The sequence below is a fragment of the Candidatus Dactylopiibacterium carminicum genome (genome assembly GCF_014736495.1).
In the GTDB taxonomy this organism is placed as follows: Bacteria; Pseudomonadota; Gammaproteobacteria; order Burkholderiales; family Rhodocyclaceae; genus Uliginosibacterium; species Uliginosibacterium carminicum.
This window is the reverse complement of sequence record NZ_MDUX01000030.1, coordinates 1-17,525: the sequence shown is the minus strand read 5'-3', so window position 1 is coordinate 17,525 and position 17,525 is coordinate 1. Positions and strand designations below refer to the sequence as shown.

The window sequence follows — 17,525 nt, the reverse complement described above, 5'->3', positions numbered from 1 at the left end:
CATGCCCGCACTGATCCTGTTCGGTGCCCGCAAGGGTGCCGGCCTCGCCATCGCGCAGGCGGCGCGCGCCGCCGGCTGGGCCGTCACGGCCGTGGTGCGCCCCGGTGCGGACGCCAGCGCGCTGGTGGCGGCCGGCTGCGAAGTACGGACAGCCGACGCCCTGGATCGCGAAGCGGTCACGGCGGCTTTCGCGGGCCTGCCGGAAGATGTACGGGTAGCCACCACCCTGGGCGGACAGGACATCTCGGTCGACGATCAGGGCAACCGCAACGTGATCGATGCGACCAAGGCGCATGGCGCGCCGGGCCTGCTGCTGGTTTCCTCGCTGGGCGCCGGAGACAGCCGCGAGTACGCCTCACCCCGCCTGTTGGCAGCCATTGGCGCAGTGCTGGAAGCCAAGACACGCGCCGAGGAACATCTGCGCGCCAGCGGCCTGGCATTCGCCATCGTCCGCCCTGGCGGGCTGGTCGATGCCCCCTTGAGCGGCACAGGCCAGCTCGTCAGGATGCAGGACGTGCACGGCTTCATCGCCCGCGAGGAACTGGCACGGCTGGTCTTCGGGCTGCTGGCCGACAACCGCCTGCTGGGCCAGACGCTCGCCGCCATCGATCCATCCTGCCCGCCACCGGCCCGCTACGCGTGAAATGTCGTTCTTCAAGGATGCCGCCTTGCATTAAGTCCTGGAGTCAGCCGGCAGGCGGCGTCAATCCGGAGAAGTCTGGAGGGAGAAACTAATTGAGAACAATTCTCATGTACAATTACACCATCTTGATCGATTGCAACGCTTGGCCCGGCGTTTTGCTGTATGGCCGGGCAGACCATGCGCGGATCGGGGGTGAACATGCGCGTACTGATCGTTGAAGACGATACCCGGGTCAGCTACTGGCTGAGCTGCAAACTGCAGAACTGCGGCCACAATTGCCGCCTTGTGGAAAATGGCGAATGCGCGCTGGAGCTTGTCGGCAAGGAAGCCTTTGACGCCATCCTGATCGACCGCATGCTGCCGGGGATGAGCGGTATCGATGTGCTGCGTGCCTTGCAGCATCGCCCGCATCCGCCTGCCATGGTGCTTTCGGCGGTGGATCAGCCCAGCGATCGCGTTGAAGGGCTGCGCGCCGGCGCTGCGGATTACCTCGGCAAGCCTTTCGACTTCACCGAGCTGCTGCTTCGGCTCGAAGGCCTGGTCAAGCGGCGGCATCATGCTAGCGATGCGGGAGACCTGCTGCAGATCGAGGATCTGGTGATCGACCGCCAGAACCGCCGTGTCAGCCGGGGCGGCCAGACCATCGAGCTGACCGAGAAGGAATACGCCCTGCTCCAGGTGCTGGCCGAAAACCTCGGCCGTACCGTGACCCGCGCCATGCTGCTGGAGAAGGTGTGGGGCTACCAGTTCGATCCGCAGACCAACCTGATCGACGTACACGTCTCGAAGCTGCGCGGCAAGATCGACCGCAACTACCCGCGATCGCTGCTGCGCACCATTCGCGCCGTGGGTTATGTCCTGGGCTGAACGACTGCTTCGCCTGAGCGAAACCAGCACTTTCCGCCACGCCTCGCTCACCGCCTTCGTCTTCCTGCTGATGGCCTTCGGTTCGATCCTGGTGAGCAGCCGGCAGATCGAAAGCCTGCTTGTGGATCACGTGCGTGACATGGTGCTGGCCGACATCCAGGAACACGAACGGAAGGCCAATCTGCGCAACGCCGCCGCGCTCTCCCGCGCGCTCGCGGCCACCACCTTGCGCGAAAACGACGGCAACATCGCCCTGATGCTTTCCCCGCGCGGGGATCTGCTCTTCGGCGAGCGCTATCTGCAACAGGCACTGATCGTCGACAACCAGCAGTCGGCCAGCTGGCGCAACGTCGTCATCCATGGCCGCGACGGCAACCTGATGCGCATGTTTGGCATGCAGGTGCGGCTGGGCGATGGCGGCGTATTCTTCAGTGCCTTCAACATCCTGCCGATGCTCGAGCGCGTGCGCGTGATCCCCATCGTGGCGGGCTCCGGCCTCTTCGCGGTGCTGCTCACCAGCCTCGCCATCGGCCTCTACTCCAGCCTGCGCAGCATGCGGCGCGTGGACCGCATCCGCTCGGCACTGCGCAGCTACGTCGGCAGCGAACGCGAAGTCACCGTGCCAGCATCTCCCAGCGGCGACGAATTCGATCTGCTGGGTATGGACATCAACAACGTGCTCGCCCGCATCAGCCTCTTGATGGACGAAGTAAAAAGCGTCAGCAGCCATCTCGCCCACGAACTGCGCACGCCGCTCACCCGCCTGCACAACCGTCTTGCGGGTGTGGCCGAGCGCGTGGATGGCGACCTGCGTGACGAGATCCTCGATGCCGTCGAGGAAGCGGAACGCATCCAGCGCATGTTCAAGGCCGTGCTGCGCATCGGCGAGATCGAAGCCGGGCGCTGCGCACACTCCTTCGAATGGTTCGACGCGCGCGGCCTGCTCACGGACGTGGCCGACTACTACCAGCCCCTGGCCGAAGCCAGTGGCGTCACGCTGCGTCTGGACGCCGCCGCAGGGCGCAGCCTGCTGGGCGACCGTGCCCTGCTCTTCCAGGCCCTCGCCAACCTGCTGGAAAACGCGCTCAAGTACGCCGGCATCACGCTGCTGGCGCGCCTGCACGACGGCTGTGTGGAAATCGGCGTGGCCGACGATGGCCCGGGCATCCCGCCCGATCTGCGCGGCGAAGCCGTCAAGCGCTTCCGCCGTCTGCACGGCAGTGAGCAGACCGGCAGCGGACTAGGGCTCGCCCTGGTCAACGCCATCGCCAAGCTGCACTCGGGCGCGCTGGTACTGGAAGAGAATCAGCCGCATGGCCTTCTGGCCGTGCTGTGCCTGGCACGCAACCACTGGGACGAAGAACGCGGTGGCCTGATCGAAGCGCTGCGCGGCTGAACCTTTCTTCGCGCTGTACGTTGCGCAGGGGATGGTGCGCACGGCGCACCCTACTTTCTCAATCCGCGCTTACCTGCGGCTCCGGTCGCCGCCACATCCAGATCGCGCCGGCCGTCATGCCCAGCGCGGCCAGCACCACCACCCAGCGGTGCGGCACGAACAGCATCATCACCACCAGGCAGACACTCATCGCCAGCGATGCGCTCAGCTTCGCACGGCGCGACACCAGCCTGCCGTTCTCCCAGTTGCGGATCATCGGGCCGAACAGTCGATGCCGGCACAGCCAGGCATGGAAGCGTGGCGAGCTCTTGCTCGCGGCGTAGGCGGACAGCAGGATGAATTCGGTGGTCGGAATACCGGGAATGGCCAGGGCGACAAGCCCGACCGCAAAACTCAGCCAAGCCAGGATCAGCCAGGCGATGCGCCAGCGGGAAGCGGGGGCTTGCTCTTCACGCCCAGTCGGGGCAAGGGTCTGTTCATACTTCATCTTCGTATCCCGGCACCGCGCCCCGGACCACCATCCGGCGCGCGGCAGAACCAGCTTCAATCCAGCTGGAAATGACGTTGCAGAAGATCGCCGAAACGGTCGTAGGCGGCATTCGCCCCGGCGATGACTTGATCATGCTCTTCGGAGGTGATCGTTTCACTGTCCAGAGAGGCGACGAAACGACGCCATACGACGGCCCGGCCTTCCGGATAGGCAGCCAGGTTGCGCGCGCCGAATTCGGCGGAAAGCGCCAGCTTCGCCTGTGCTTCCTTGAACAGGAAAGCCGCCCCCAGTGTGGAGCCTTCCGACACGTACAGCCAGCCCAATGCTGCGGGCATGCTCACCCCCACGCTGGCGATGGGCTCTTCCGGCACCGGCGCGCCCAGATCGCCCAGATCGTCGCGCGAGGCCTGCTGGCGGCCACGACTGTCGAGGTCCGGCACGGCGGCGCGCACGGCCGGATCGGCGAACAGATGCTCGATATCACGCTGGAAAAGGTATTGCGCAGCCACGAAGCGCGCGTAGGCCTCGCGGCTGGCAAAAGGCTGGGCACACTCCATCAGGCGGTGCATGCGCTCGTGCTGGGCGCCCGTCTCGACCTTGAGACGGGTGGAAAGACTGGCAAAACTGGCGACGGCTGTAGCGATGTCGTTCATGGCGGATTCTCTTTTGGGTAGTCGGTCTTGTTGAAAGCCGCCCTGCCTTGTCGCGCGGTAAAAACCGAAGCGGCAGACACGGCGTGCGGTGACCTCTTTTTACGACACCCCGCCGCACATCGCACGTTAAGTTGTCTTCATGTTTTTCAGGCAAAAACACCCCACTCACGCCGCATGCACGCAGATTGATGGTGCGCGGTGCGCACCCTCCTACAAGGCTGGGCAAAAACCGGAGGCATCGCACACGGTGCCAATCCCGTAGGGCGTCAGATGCGTAGGGTGCGCCATGCGCACCGCCACTGCCGCGCCACGGGCGCCGCGCAGCCCGATGCATGCGGCCATTCAGAAGCCGCTCTCCCGCACCAGCACCGCCACCGCGCGGCGCCAGGCGCGCAGCAGCAGGCTGGCCGGCGCGCCGTCGATGACCACGGTGCCGCGCAGCACCTGCAGGCGCGGCGCAGTAGCAGCGGCTTCGGGCGTCAGCCGCACACGGTAGATGGCCTGCTCGGGCACCCAGGCGCGGCCATCCAGTGTCGTTTCGCCTGCCAGTGCCGGCGCCTGGGTGGCGGCGATGGCCCCCCCGTTGGGGGAGGCCAGTTCGGGGCTGCCCGTCAGCCGCCGGGTGGCGGTGGCGGCGATGTCCTGCACGCGCAAGGGCAGCGCCCCCACGCCGGCGTCCTCGGCGAGGAAGCGCGCCGTGTCGTCGGCTGCGAGGCGGGCAAGATCCGCCTCCGCCACATACGCCTCGACGAGCGCCGTGCCGGGCGCGGCGAGCGTGCCCAGCCATTCGCCGGCCGGCACCCATTCGCCCGCCGCCAGCGGCTCGGCCAGATCGGCGACGATGCCGTCGAAGGAGGCAGTGATGCTCAACTGCGCCCGCTGACGCGCGAGCACCGTATAGCGCGCCTGCGCAGCCTGCAATTCACGCTGTGCCACGGGCACGCTGGCGGCGGTGTCCGCCTTCATGGCCTGGAAGGCGCTCTGCCATTGCAGCACGCGGATGCGTTGCGCCAGCACCGCGAGCTCGTGTTCCAGCTCCGGCGACTGCAATGTGAACAGCGGCGTACCGGCGCGTACCGCCTGCCCGGGCCGTGCCTCGATGCGCTCGATACGCGCCCCCACCGGCGCCATCAGATGCGCCTGCTGCGCCGCGCGCAACAGCGCCGGCGCCTCGACCCGCGTGCGCCAGGGAATCACGGCAAACAGCAGCGCGCCCAGCAACAGGCCCAGGGTGAGGCGGCTGCGTGCATTCCAGGTGGCTGGGCCGCGTTCGCGCAAACGCTCGAACCAGGCGCGCAGCTCGGTGTAGATCGGCCGCGCCACGAAGGCGACGATCTCCACCGCAAAGAGCAGGATGCCGAGCAGCTTGAAAGCCATGTGATAGACCAGCACCGCGATGCCGAGAAACAGGAAGAAACGGTAGACCCACACGCAGAAGGCGTAGGCGAGCAGCGCACGTTCGCGCCAGGGCGCGAAATGCTCGGGCTTCTCGTCGCCGAAGCCGAACAGCCACTCGCGCAGGCGCCAGCGCCCCAGCGCGAAGGCACGCTGTTGCAGGTTGGGCACGTTGAGCGCATCAGCAAGCAGGAAGTAGCCGTCGAAGCGCATCAGCGGGTTGAGGTTCACCGCCAGAGTAAGCAGTACGGTGGTGGTGGCGAGCATGAAGGCCGCGCTGCGCAGCATGCCGTCGGGCAGGAAGCTCCAGGCCAGCAGCGCCCAGGCGGCGATGGCCGCCTCGGTGAGCATGCCGGCAGCGCCGATGGCCAGGCGAGGCCCGCGCCGGCGCAGACGCCAGGCACCCGAGGTATCGGTATAGAGCACCGGCCACATCACCATGAAGGCCACGCCCATGGTGGCCACACGGCAGCCATGATGGCGTGCCACGTAGGCATGCCCCATCTCGTGCAGCACCTTGGTGGCCGCCAGGGTGAGGCCGGCCAGCGCTGCGCCCTCCAGCGTGAAGAAGTGCAGGAAGGCATCCCACTGCCGCGCGGCGAGAAACAGCCCGGATGCACCGGCCAGCGCCGTGGCCCAGGCGAAACGGCGATTGAGGAAGACGCGCCGCACCCACGGCAACGTCTCGCGCAGGAAGGCATCGGGCCGCGCCAGCGGGATGCGGAAGAACAGGTAGGGTAGTGGTGCAGTGCCCACTTCAGCCAGTGGCTGCTGCGGCGCGCCTGAGCGACGCGCTGGTAGCGCTGCAGCACTTGCGGGCCATGCCCCTGGGTAAGGTCGTTGACCTCCAGAAAGCGGGCGAATTCGGTCACGTCCTGCGCCGAGAGCGCCAGCGTGGTATCGCGGCCGATGGTCTGCACGATGCGTTCGGCATCGCCGAGCGCCCAGCGTGCCAGCATCTCGGCCTCCGGCCAGCCGATCTGGAAGAACAGGTTGCGGCCGGGGTCTTCCAGCGTCCAGCCCGGCGCACCGTCGTGCTGGCGCGGCGCCTCGTGCAGCAGCAGTTCCTCGCGCAGCGCGGGCAGCGCCGGGGCGGGCGCATTGGGTGCATCAGGCCGGGGCGCGGCGGCGGGCAAAGGCAGAGCGGCGGCGGACATGGCCCCTCAAACCCCCAGCCACACGCGCAGACGTGCGAGCGGGCGGCGCAGCAGGTAGGCGGCAAGCAAGGTGCGCTCGCCGTAGAGCTTGGCGGTGCCCTTGAGACCGACGCGTGCGGTTTCGCCTGCGGCGAAGCGGGCGCGCACGCGGTAGGCCAGACTGCCGTCCGGTGCCGGGCTGGCGCGGTAGCCGACGCGCAGCAAGGTGGCGGCCAGCGGCGTGGCTGGCGCCGTGTTGAGGAACAGGCGCAGGGATGAATCCTGTGGCAAGGCGATGGCATCGGCCACCGGCAGCAGCACTTCCAGTTCGATCTCGGCCGGATCGGCGATTTGCATGATGCGCTCGCCCAGCGCCACCGGCTTGCCGATCCAGTCGGCCACGTCGTCAAAGATCACGGTGCCGGCGCGCTCGGCACGCAGTTGTGTACGCGCCAGCGATTTCTCCAGGTGGTCGACCTCGCTCGCGGCCTGGTCGCGGCGGCCTTGCAGCAGTGCCACGGTCGCCTTGCTGCGCTCGTCGAAAAGTGCCTGTTGCTGCCCCTGGCGCAGTTCGGCCTCGGCCACGGCCAGCCCCTGGCGCGCGGTTTCCAGTCGGCCTTCGAGTTCGCGTGCATCCAGCGCGACGAGCAGATCGCCGGCTTGCACCGTCTGGTTGGGCTGCACCTCGATGCGGTCCACCACGCCTTGCAGGGGGGCGCGCACGGCCACCGGATTGCGCGCCACCACTTCCGCTGGGGCGAGTACCGACTGGCGCACCGGCAGACACAGCGCCGCGAGCAGCACGGCGGCGCCGATCAGCCAGATACGGCGCGTGCGTGCGTACTGGCGCAGGCGCCCGGCCAGGCCGCCCGCAGACGGCTCCCTGCCCGCGCTGTGCAGCGCACGCCAGGCGTGTGCGCAGGCTTCCGCAAACAAGGCCAGCAGATTCGTTTCAGCCGGAGGCCAGGGAGCCTCGCGCAGCAACAACAGGCCGGCGCCGCCTCCGCCCACGGGGAGCGGCAGCCACCAGGCCTGCGGCGGCAGATGCTCGGCCCACATCGCCGCGTCATCGGCGGCCACCGGCACGGGCAGTGCGCCCGCCACGTCGGCCTGCGCGGCATGGTCCGCCAACAGACGCGCCAGCCAGACGTTGAAAGGCGCATGGGCGTCCGGCACGGCCAGCCCGGAGAGCGCCACGATGCGCCCTCCTCCGCCGGCTTCCGCCTGCCACAGCACAGCCTGCCGGTAAGGCGCCAGCGCATGCGCGTCATTGACCATCAGGAAGGCCAGCTCTTCTTCGCTGGCGCAGGCGCGCACGCGCCGCTCCAGTTGCAGCAGCACGGCGAGGCGGTCTTCGCGCGAAGGCATTGGCGCAGCGGCGTTCATGGCTTGGCGGCGGGCGGATTGATGCGCACGACGCCGCTCATGCCCGGCAACAGGACGCCGCCATCGCGCCCGGCGCGATCATTGGCGAGCCGGCCGATGACCTTCACCGACTGGCTCACCGGGTCCACCGTGCCGGCGATACGCGCCACGGCAGCGGTATAGGTCTGCCCGGTTTCCTCGACGCTGACCTGCATCGGGTAGCCGGGCTTGAGCCAGGCCAACCAGCGCGAAGGCACGATGGTCTGCACCTCGAAGGCGCTGTCGTCGTAGATGCTCATCAGCTCCTTGCCTTCGGCGACGTGCTCGGCAGCACGCACGAAGGTTTCGCCGACACGACCGGAGAACGGCGCGGCAATGGCGCAACGACGCGTCATGGCACGCTCGACGCCGCTTTCGGCCTGAGCCACGGCCAAGGCTGCGCGGACCTGCTCGACATCGGCCTTGCTGATCGAGGCAAGCTGGTCGAGCTGCTCGGCCACCTCCAGCTTTTTGCGCGCGGCGATCTCGGCCTGCGTGGCACGATCCAGGCGTGCGCGGTGCAGCGAACAGTCGTAGGAGACCAGGATCTCGCCCTGGCGGAAGCGCTGGCCCTCGCGCAACGGCAGGCTGCTGATCTTGCCGGCCAATTCGCTGGCGATCACCACGTGCCGCACCGCCACGAGCTGGGCGCGCACGCCGTCCGGCGCTGCTTGCGCGAAGGCGCCAATGGCGCCGGTGGCAAGGGAGAGCACGAATGCAAGGCGCGCCGCGTGATGGCGGATGGTGCGCATGGCGCACCCTACTTCCGGTGGTGGAACAGAAGCCGGACCCACGAAGGATGCGTCGGGCCGTGGGTCGGGCTTCAGCCCGACTTGCGCTGCCGCGTCATCAAGCGGATACGTAGGGTGCGCTGTGCGCACCGACCCTAAGCAGAGGATGCGCACGGCGGCCCTGACGAAGTCGTCGAAGGAAGCACGGATAGCGAGCCCCCTCTCCCCGCCCTCTCCCACGAGGGGAGAGGGAGAAAACCGGGCACCCGTACCAGCCTCGCGCCGCCAGAACTCCCCTCGCCCCTTGGGGGAGAGGGGCTGGGGAAGAGGGGAAGAGCCCGCAGACACAGCCATTGAAACGGTAGGGTGCGCTGTGCGCACCGGTTCTCTCCGCATGAACGGGCTTGCGAAGCGAGCATCGGCCAGCGGCAATCCGGAAATGGTGCGCATGGCGGACCCTACCTGGCTTTCACTGCGCATTGACATCCGCTCCGGCGACCGAGCCCAACGAGCCCCAGCGGTTGCCGCTGACCGTACGCAGCGCCGGCAGCGGCGCGGCACTAGCCGGCACTGCGGAGACGGGCAGCGCAGCCGCCACGATGTCCGCCTGTTGCAGACGCGGAATCTCGATGTGGCCACGCTCGATGAGGCGGTTGGTATCGGCAATCACGCGCGCCAGGCCACCCACGCTGAGATCGGCGACCTGATCGGGCAGCAGATCGATGCCGACAGCCTGATAGACCGTGCTCTGTGCATTGAGCAACTCGGCGTAGGCCAGATCGCGGGCGCGGGTGGACAGCAGCGTCTCGACGCGGGCACGCACCAGTTCAAGTTGCGTTTCGGCCTGGCTGCGGGCGGCATTCTCGGTCTGATCGCGGATCGCATCCTGCAAACGGCTCAGTTCGTTGGCGCGGTTGAACAGAGCCTCGGCACGCTCGCGCTCCAGCCATGCGACGTTCACCTGCGTCAGCACGGTCATGCGCAGGGCCTGACGGCGCAGTTCTGCAACCTGTTCGCGGGTCTTGCCGCTCTTCTCGATGGCGGACCAGGAAAGCACGTTGAGCAGATTCCAGCTCACCTGCACGCCGGCATCGGCCCAATGCTGATTGACCAGATACTTGTTGCTGTCGTAGTTCAGGCCGCCGAACAGCGAGGCATTGGGCAGCAGGCGCAGCAAGGACATGCGCGTTTCCAGCGCAGCATTGCGGCCCAGATAGCCCTCTTCGCGCAGTTCGGCGCGACGCACCATGGCCAACGCTTCGAGATCGCCGCGCTCGTAGGGCAGCTTCGGCACGGTCAGCGCATCCTCATCGACACGGGCGAGCTGGAATTCCGTGGCCGGTGCGAGGTTCATCAGACTCGCCAGACGCGAGCGGGCCAGTGCGAGATCGGCGTCCAGCGTTTCGAGCTGGCGCACCATGCCGAGCAGATCGCGCTGGTAGCGCAGTGCGGTGAGCGGTGCCACCAGGCGGCGTTCGCCGGTCTGGCGTGCGTAGTCCAGGCTCTGGCGGGTTTCCGCCAGCGTCTTCGCCACACGGTCCTTGAGGCGCTCGGCGGTGACGGCATTCCAGTACGCGCTGCGGGTCTGGCGGATGATGTCCGCCACCACGCGGCGGCGGCGCTCCTCGGCCGCCAGCGCCTTGTTGCCCTGCGCCTTGGCGCCGAAATAGCTCAGGCCGAAATCCAGCACGTTCCAGGAAAGCTGCAGGTCCGCGTTGCTGCCGGAGCGCTCCTGACTGGTGGAAGGCACCAGCGATTGCGTGCCGGTGCTGACCGATTCGCTGGAAGAGGCGTATTCATTGCTGCGCGTGCGCAGCCCGGCGCGCGCGGCGAGCTTGGGCAGCATGCCCAGACTCTGCACGTCGATCAGATCGTCTTCCAGCGCACGCTCCATCAGCGCCAGGCGCTGCTGCAGGTTGTACTTGATGGCGCGGGCGATGGCCTCGTCCAGCGTGACCGGCGCGGTGATCGGCTCCTGCGCGGCAAACATGGCCTGGCGATCGGCCTTGTCCTGCTGCAGCAGATCCTGCGTGGTGAGGGCGGTCGGCGGCGTAACGGCGCAGCCGGCCAGCACGGCGGCGGCGATCAGGCTCAGGGCGAGGTGGCGAGGGCCGCGCGCGGCGGATCGGAACGGAAGCTTGGCGTATGTCATGGGAATCATCAGCTTTCTGCGGAAACGTGGGCGGCGGGCGCGGTATCCCGCGCGGCACCGGGGAGACGAGTGGAGGTGGCGGCCGGGTCGTCGCCCAGCGTGGCTAGAAAGGCTTTCGCCTGTGCGAAGAGATCGCGTGCGGCGTGCTCGCGCAACTGCAGGCTGAGGGCATCCTTGCCCGCCCCCTGCTCCATCGCGCCGGTGCTGCTGCCGGAAACTTCACCGCCGCGGGCGCTACCGGGCCGTTCGACGCCACCCAGCGTGAGCGGGATGCTCAGGCTGCGGCCATCGATGGTCTGCAGCCGCAGCTCCAGCGCCAGTGCGCGCTCACTGCCCTGCAGACCGCTGCGGATGACCAGCCCGCGCTCGACGTCGAGGCGCAGGTTGCCCGGCAGCGGACGACCGTCGGCCATGCGCAGGGTGAGCGCGGCAATGGGCGCGCGGCTGACGAACAGGCCGGCGGGCAGCGCGAAGACCTGGCGGTTGCCCGCCACGTCCGCGCGCCAGGTGCCGTGCAAGGCTTCCACACGGGCGGCAAGCGCCGGACCCTCCGCCGCGGCGAGCGTCACCAGCGGCGTGACGCGGCCATCGGCAAGCTGCATGGCTGCTGCAGGCACGGTGGGCTCTGCCTCGCGGCGGGCATTGAGCGCCTCCAGCAGTTCCAGCGTGGCGCGCGCCGTGAGCGGTGCGGACGCTGCCTCGTGCCCCGGCACCGGCGCATCCGGCAGCGCCGGGGCACCGAAGCCGGCAAGGCTTGCAGGTGCCGTGGGCCGCGCGGCGGAGAAGAGTTCCGGCGCGCGTTCGTCCGCATCGGTGGCGCCGAAACGGCTCGTGCTGAAATAGCTGGCTGGCAGGCCTGCGGGCACGACGTCTGGCGCAGATGCCGCCTGTACGTTCAGTGTCAGCACGCGCGTGGCGCTGGCGCCGGACGGATCGGTCACGGTGATGGTCAGCGTATAGCTGCCGGTAGCGGCGACACTGCCGGAGATCGTCAGCGTATCGGCATCGAAACTCAGCCCCTCGGGCAGCCCCTCGACGCTCCAGGTCAGCGTATCGCCGTCTGCGTCGCTGAACAGATCCGCCGGCAACGCCGTGCTATAGCCCTCGCCGACGGTGGCATCGGTCAGGGTGTAGTCGTCCTCGCCGGCGACCGGCGCGGTATTCCCGGCTTCTGCCTCGGCCACATTCAAGGTCAGGCTGCGCTCGGCGCTGGCACCGGAGGGGTCCGTAACCTTGACGATCAGCGTGACCTCGCCGGAGGCCATCGGTGTGCCCGAAATCGTGCGCGTGGCGGCATCGAAGCTCAGCCCCTCGGGCAGCCCCCCGACGCTCCAGGTCAGCGTGTCGCCGTCGGCGTCGCTGAACAAGGTTTCCGGCAGCACCACACTGTAGCTCTCGCCGGCGGTGGCGTCGGTCAGGCTGTAATCGTCCTCGCCAGCAACCGGGGCATGGTTGTCATCGAGATTCAACAAGGTGACCAGCACCGTACGTGCAGCGCTATCCGCCGTGCCATCGTTCAGGATCAGGGTGACGGCACGAGTGCCGGAATCACCCACGGTGGCGGCATAGGTGATCTGATGCAGCAAGGCATTGGCCTGATCCTTGGTCAGGGCGCCAGTGAAGGTCAGTGTGGCGTCGCCGTCGGCCTGCGCCAGCGTTGCTACGACCATGCCGTCTAGCCTGATGGCCTCGCCATCCAGGGTGTAGCCGTTACCGTCCAGAAAGCCGAAAACGTCACCGGCTTGACCACTGAATGTGAGACTGGCGCCCTGGTAGTTGCCGGCGCCATCGGCGGCGGCATCCAGCTCCGCGTCGCCAAGCACCAGGGTCGGAGCCAGCAGCACCGCCTCTCCACCGATCACGACGCTAGGATCAGCGGCCGGCGGCGCGCTCAGCACTTCCAGCGCATCGCCCACCACGAGCACACCACCGTCCGCCGAGATGGCAATCTGCCCCGCACCATCCAGCCCGCTCTGTGATGAAATCAGCGCCAGGGTCGCAGTGGCGTAGTAGTTCAGCGTGCCGTCGGCCAGGGTTACGAACAGCGCCTTGCCGTCGGCGGAAACGGCAATGTCACCGATGGATTCGCCGGCGATGCTGCCGAGGTGGGTCAGCGTGCCGCTGGCGGCATCCAGGCTGAAGGCGTCGATCCGCGAATCGCTGGCGACGAAGATCGTGCCGCCGTCGGCACTGACCGCGACGTGCTGGAGGCCGGTCAGCGAATCACTGCCGTTCTGGGTGTAGCCCAGCAGTTCGAGCGCGCCGCTGGCATCGCGCTGATAGACGATCAGCGTGGAGTTGCTGCTGGCGCTGGTGACGACGAACACCAGATCATCCTGGATAACGATGTCGGTGGGCTGCCAGAGATAGGGTTCGCTCCACATGCTGCCACCAAGCGCTGCGACGTAGGTCAGCTCGCCCGTTGCGGTATCGCGACTCAACCAAGCCAGCTGATCGTAATAACTGTTGATGAGGTAGAGGTTTTCGCCGTCTTCCGACAGAGCGATGCCCTTGATGGCATTGAGATTTCCGCCATCCACGCTGTAGTCGCTGACAACCGTGGCCTGATGCGTGATCGTGCCGTCGGCAGCCACGCTGAACTGGCCAATGGCATTGCCGTCGGCACGCAGGGCGTAAAGGTTCGTTCCATCCGCGGACAGCACCATCTGCTTGACGCCCGCGAATCCATCCACGGCTGCGAAGGTAGTGATGTAGGTGAGTTCGCCACTGTCCGCATCGCGGCTGAACAAGGCGATGGCACCCTGCTCGTCGGCAAGGTACACGCGGGAGCCATCGCTGGAAACGATGCTGGAGGACAATGTGCCCAGCCCGGCGATGCCGGTGAGTTGCTGCAGATGCTCCAGATCACCAAGCGACAGCACCGGGTCGGCCTCGACGGTCGGGATGTCGTTGACGGCGGTGATGGCGATGGTGAAATCCAGCGCCGCCGATTCTAGACCACGCTGGTCGCTCAGGGTAACGCTGACGGCCACGCTTTCCACCGGGGTATTGCTGCTGTTGGCGTAAGTGATCTGGCGCAGTGCATTCTGCACGTCTGCCGTGGTGGGAATACTGCCGTTCGCATCGGTGAAAGTGATGGACAACACGCCATTGGCATTGGTCACGCTACCAATGGTCACGCCGTCCTTCTTCAGGCTGCCGCTCTCCAGCGTCAGGCCATTGCCGGCCGCAAAACCCAAGGTGTCGGCGGCACTCTTGCCATCGCCCAGGGTGAGGGTCAGCACCGCACCATCGTAGTTGCCGCTGCCGCCGTTGAAGGCATCCATCTGTGCGTCGGATACCGTGGCACCCGGAACGAGGGCCACAGAATCGGCCTGCTCGGTGTAGTCCACCGCCGTGCCGCCTGCCAGATCCGGCGCTGTGTTCTGGGAAGCGGCCACCGCCAGGGTAACCACTGCCTGCATTTCGGCCACGGTGGTCTGATTGCTGTCGGCATACTCCGTCACGCTCAGACTGATGCTGCGGGTGCCGCTCAGATCGCTACCGGTGTTGCCGTAGGTCAGGCTGTCGATGATCTCGGCCGCGCGCTCGGAAGAACTCATCAGGTACAGGGTAACGATGGTCTTTCCATCCTGGATCTGCACGCTGTACTGCAGGCCCGTGCCGGTGGTCTGTGTACCGCTGGTGGCCGTATCGAGCGTGATCCTGCCGCCATCCAAGCCCAGTACGTCGCCAGCGTTGGCTGCATCCAAGGTCACCGTGACACGCCATATCTGCTGGTCCGCTTCCACGGTGTCGATAATGGTGTTTTCGAACAGATGGACCCGCTCTCCTTCGGCGTTGTAGGTGGGCGCGAGCGCATCGGTTTCGATGACGGGCGGATCATTGACGCCTTCGAGCGTGAGATCGACGCTCAGCTCGTGGCTGTAGCCGGTGCCGTCGTTGAGCCTGATGGAGAAGGTTGCCTGGTTGCCGTTCTGCGTCGGATCGTCGCTGGTATTGCTGTAGGCAATGTGGCGCAGCACGTTCTGCGCGTCGGAACGGCTGATGGCTGCGGTGAAGGTCACGATGAACGACGAGCCGGTGTCGACCACCGAAGCGATGGTCACGCCATCGAGCTTGATGTTTCCGTTCTCGAACGTCAGGCCGTCGCCATCGATGAAACCGAACACGTCATGGTCGCCGCCGCCGTCATCCGTGCGGGTCACGACGATGCTGGCGCCCTGATAGTTGCCCGTGCCATCGTTCAGGGCATCCAGTTGCGGATCGCTCAACGTGCCGCCAGGCAGCAGGGCGACCGCGTCACCGTCTTCGGTGTAGGTGGAGCTTCCCGCCTTCAGGTCGAGTACCAGCAGGCCGTCGCTCCAGGAGAAGGTGCCAGCCACGTAGAGCTGGGTACCATCGGCACTGAGCGTGGCGCCACGCAATTCGCCGAAGTCCTTGCCGCCAGAGCCATCCAGCGTCTGTACCAAGGCGGGCGTACCGTCGGCGGCGCGCGTGTAGATGCCGATACTCTCCCCGCCGATCACGAACAACGCCGCGCCGTCGGTAGAGACGATGATGCTCTTGGCGGCTCCATCCAGTTCGGTGGTGGCCACGGCGCCCAGATTCCCTTCAGCGTCCACCGAGAGGGTGTACAGGCGGTAGGTGCTGCCGTCGTAGTCTGCGGCGTAAAGCGTCGCGCCATCGGGCGAAAGCGTCAGCGCCGAGGTGTAGTAATACTGTTCCCCGGCTGCCGGGTCCGTGCCCTGCGCCGCCATCACGAAGCTCAGACTGCCGTCGCTAGCCACCCGGTACACGCTGGCCAGCGTGCTGCCGCCAGAGGTGCCGACGAACAGGTACTGACCATCGGCAGAAAGTTGCAGCGCACTGAACTGCGCCTCTTCGCTGGAAGTCGTATAGCTGTTCTTCTGCGTCAGCGTATCGCCGCTGCGCTCGAAGACGATCAGGCTGGACCCCGCCGTCACATAGACGAGATCGCCATCGGCCAGCACGTCGCTGATCAGGCCATGTGCACTCACCAGATCGGCGCCGAAGCTGCCCAGCGATTCCAGTTCGCCGCTGCCCGCGTCGAGCCCGAACAGGGCCACGCTTTCGCCGCCGATCACGTAGACCGTGTCGCCATCGGCCGATATCTGGATTTCCGCCGCACCGGTCAGCGCGGCCACATCCGTGCTGACGATGCTTTGCAGCAGTGTGAGCGCACCATCGTCACCACGCTGGAAGACGTACAAGGTGCTGACATTGACGTAACTGCCAGCCTCCGAACTCCAGACCTCCGCTGTACGCACGGCATAGACCCAATCGCCCGCGCTGGCGACATCCTGGATGCCTTCGTATGGGCTGGGCCAGTCGTTGGAGGAAATCAGCTCCGCGTAGTCGAGCGTGCCGGTCTCGGCGCCAAGCGTGGGGCTCTGCCCGACCTCGACCAGCACCGCGGCCGCGATGGACAGATCGGTCGTATCCACGCCGCCATTGTCCGTGCCGCCGTTGTCCTGAATTTCGACCAGGGTGACGACGCGCTCGCCGACCGTGCCGGTAGCCTTGTCTGCGTTGGCATAGGCCAGGCCCTCGATCAGCGCGGCAGCGGCCTCGCCGCTCATGCCTGCGCTGCTGGTGATCGTGACGGTGGCGACGCCGCTGTCGGCATCGATGGCGACGCTCCAGGCATGGCCGTTGGTGGTTGTTCCGCTGCCGGCCACCAGCGCGACGGTGCTGCCGTCGATGCGCAGCGTTTCGCTTGCGCCATCCTGCAGGCCGGAAACGGTAAGCGTCAGGCTGATGATGGCCTGCGCGCTTTCCACGGCAGAAACCTCGACATCGCTGAACAGATCGACGGCGGCTTTGCCGGCATCCTGCTTGGTACTGGCCGGCGTGGCACTCACCACCGGGGCGTCGTTCACCTCGGTGACTGCCAACGCCAGGGTGATGCTGTCGGTACCGCTGGTGAACTGGTCCTTCACGCCGAGCGTCAGGCGGATGCTGGCGCCAGGGTCGCCACCCTGGTAGGTGTAGCTGATCTGCCGCAGCACCGCGTTGGCGGTGGCCGTGCTCACTTCGGCGGTGAATACAATGGTCAGCGTGCCGTCCGCGCTGGTGAAGTCGGCGATCTTCCCGCCGTTGAGCAGGATGCTGTCGCCATCCAGGGTCAGGCCGTTGCCTTCGCTGAGGCCGAAGCTGTCGTCGGCGTTGGCGCTGCCCTCACGTTGCAAGGTGATGGTGGCGCCGTTGTAGTTGCCCGCGCCGTCGGCCAGGGCGTCATATTCGGCGTCGGAGAGGGTCAGGCCGGCGGCGGGAGTGATGGTGGAGCCTTCGGTATAGGGTGAAGTGGCGCTGCTAGCGCTGATCACGCTCAGCGCTACTGTTCCGAAGAAAAGATTCTTACCGCCATAGATGAACTGGCCGTCGGTGCTGACGACCAGCCGCGACATCCCGGCACTGGGGGCCACCGTGCTGGACAGATCCAGCGAACCGTCCTCGCCGACGGTGAAAACGGCCAGATTGGCGCCGTCACTAGCGCTAGAGACATACGCTGCAGTACTGTCCCCGGACAGCACGACACTGTATGGATACGTGTTCCCGAGCGTGGCATAGACGCTGATCGCCTCAACGAACGTCAGAGTATTGCTCGCACTGTCGAAGTGAATCGCCCCGGGTTTCCTAGACAGCCCCGAGCTTCATGAAATACTGTTTTTCA

Annotated in this window: 10 protein-coding genes; 3 read left to right on the top strand and 7 right to left on the bottom strand. The window is 66.8% G+C overall.

What is annotated here, in order from left to right; translation table 11 throughout:
• Nucleotide 1 precedes the first annotated feature (1 nt).
• The 3 genes from BGI27_RS10170 (at nt 2) to BGI27_RS10160 (ending at nt 2,906) form a co-directional block, all read left to right on the top strand.
• Nucleotides 2-643, top strand: a complete 642-nt coding sequence (locus BGI27_RS10170) for an NAD(P)H-binding protein (RefSeq protein WP_095524759.1) — start codon at nt 2-4, stop codon at nt 641-643.
• A gap of 198 nt (nt 644-841) precedes the next feature.
• Nucleotides 842-1,510, top strand: a complete 669-nt coding sequence (locus BGI27_RS10165) for a response regulator transcription factor (RefSeq protein WP_095524781.1) — start codon at nt 842-844, stop codon at nt 1,508-1,510.
• The gene (locus BGI27_RS10160) at nt 1,497-2,906 is read left to right on the top strand and encodes a sensor histidine kinase (protein ID WP_095524758.1); all 1,410 of its coding nucleotides are present in this window, start codon (nt 1,497-1,499) and stop codon (nt 2,904-2,906) included. The genes BGI27_RS10165 and BGI27_RS10160 overlap by 14 nt, the downstream gene beginning before the upstream one ends.
• Nucleotides 2,907-2,964: 58 nt before the next feature.
• Here BGI27_RS10160 and BGI27_RS10155 read toward each other — a convergent pair whose 3' ends face one another.
• The 7 genes from BGI27_RS10155 to BGI27_RS10125 all read right to left on the bottom strand — a co-directional run bounded on the left by BGI27_RS10155 (nt 2,965) and on the right by BGI27_RS10125 (nt 17,385).
• On the bottom strand, nt 2,965-3,393 hold the full coding sequence (locus BGI27_RS10155; protein ID WP_095524757.1) for a YbaN family protein: 429 nt from the start codon (nt 3,391-3,393) through the stop codon (nt 2,965-2,967).
• A gap of 56 nt (nt 3,394-3,449) precedes the next feature.
• The gene (locus tag BGI27_RS10150; RefSeq protein WP_095524756.1) at nt 3,450-4,049 is read right to left on the bottom strand and encodes a biliverdin-producing heme oxygenase; all 600 of its coding nucleotides are present in this window, start codon (nt 4,047-4,049) and stop codon (nt 3,450-3,452) included.
• A 342-nt stretch (nt 4,050-4,391) separates the two neighbouring features.
• Nucleotides 4,392-6,116, bottom strand: a complete 1,725-nt coding sequence (locus BGI27_RS18970) for an efflux RND transporter periplasmic adaptor subunit (RefSeq protein WP_478210101.1) — start codon at nt 6,114-6,116, stop codon at nt 4,392-4,394.
• Nucleotides 6,117-6,607: 491 nt separating this feature from the next.
• Entirely contained in the window at nt 6,608-7,966 is a 1,359-nt protein-coding gene (locus tag BGI27_RS10140) for an efflux RND transporter periplasmic adaptor subunit (protein WP_095524755.1), read from the bottom strand.
• Nucleotides 7,963-8,736 carry an efflux RND transporter periplasmic adaptor subunit gene (locus BGI27_RS10135; RefSeq protein WP_095524754.1) on the bottom strand — a complete coding sequence of 258 codons (774 nt, stop codon included), beginning with the start codon at nt 8,734-8,736 and terminating at the stop codon, nt 7,963-7,965. The genes BGI27_RS10140 and BGI27_RS10135 overlap by 4 nt, the downstream gene beginning before the upstream one ends.
• Nucleotides 8,737-9,184: 448 nt before the next feature.
• Entirely contained in the window at nt 9,185-10,876 is a 1,692-nt protein-coding gene (locus BGI27_RS10130; protein ID WP_223871734.1) for a TolC family protein, read from the bottom strand.
• On the bottom strand, nt 10,876-17,385 hold the full coding sequence (locus BGI27_RS10125) for a beta strand repeat-containing protein (RefSeq protein WP_095524753.1): 6,510 nt from the start codon (nt 17,383-17,385) through the stop codon (nt 10,876-10,878). Before BGI27_RS10125 ends, BGI27_RS10130 begins: the two co-directional genes overlap by 1 nt.
• Nucleotides 17,386-17,525 lie beyond the last annotated feature (140 nt).

Coding starts and splice junctions, on each gene's coding strand:
- BGI27_RS10170 (WP_095524759.1), top strand. CDS start 2: ATGCCCGCACTGATCCTGTTCGGTGCCCGCAAGGGTGCCGGCCTCGCC.
- BGI27_RS10165 (WP_095524781.1), top strand. CDS start 842: ATGCGCGTACTGATCGTTGAAGACGATACCCGGGTCAGCTACTGGCTG.
- BGI27_RS10160 (WP_095524758.1), top strand. CDS start 1,497: ATGTCCTGGGCTGAACGACTGCTTCGCCTGAGCGAAACCAGCACTTTC.
- BGI27_RS10155 (WP_095524757.1), bottom strand. CDS start 3,393: ATGAAGTATGAACAGACCCTTGCCCCGACTGGGCGTGAAGAGCAAGCC.
- BGI27_RS10150 (WP_095524756.1), bottom strand. CDS start 4,049: ATGAACGACATCGCTACAGCCGTCGCCAGTTTTGCCAGTCTTTCCACC.
- BGI27_RS10140 (WP_095524755.1), bottom strand. CDS start 7,966: ATGAACGCCGCTGCGCCAATGCCTTCGCGCGAAGACCGCCTCGCCGTG.
- BGI27_RS10135 (WP_095524754.1), bottom strand. CDS start 8,736: ATGCGCACCATCCGCCATCACGCGGCGCGCCTTGCATTCGTGCTCTCC.
- BGI27_RS10130 (WP_223871734.1), bottom strand. CDS start 10,876: ATGATTCCCATGACATACGCCAAGCTTCCGTTCCGATCCGCCGCGCGC.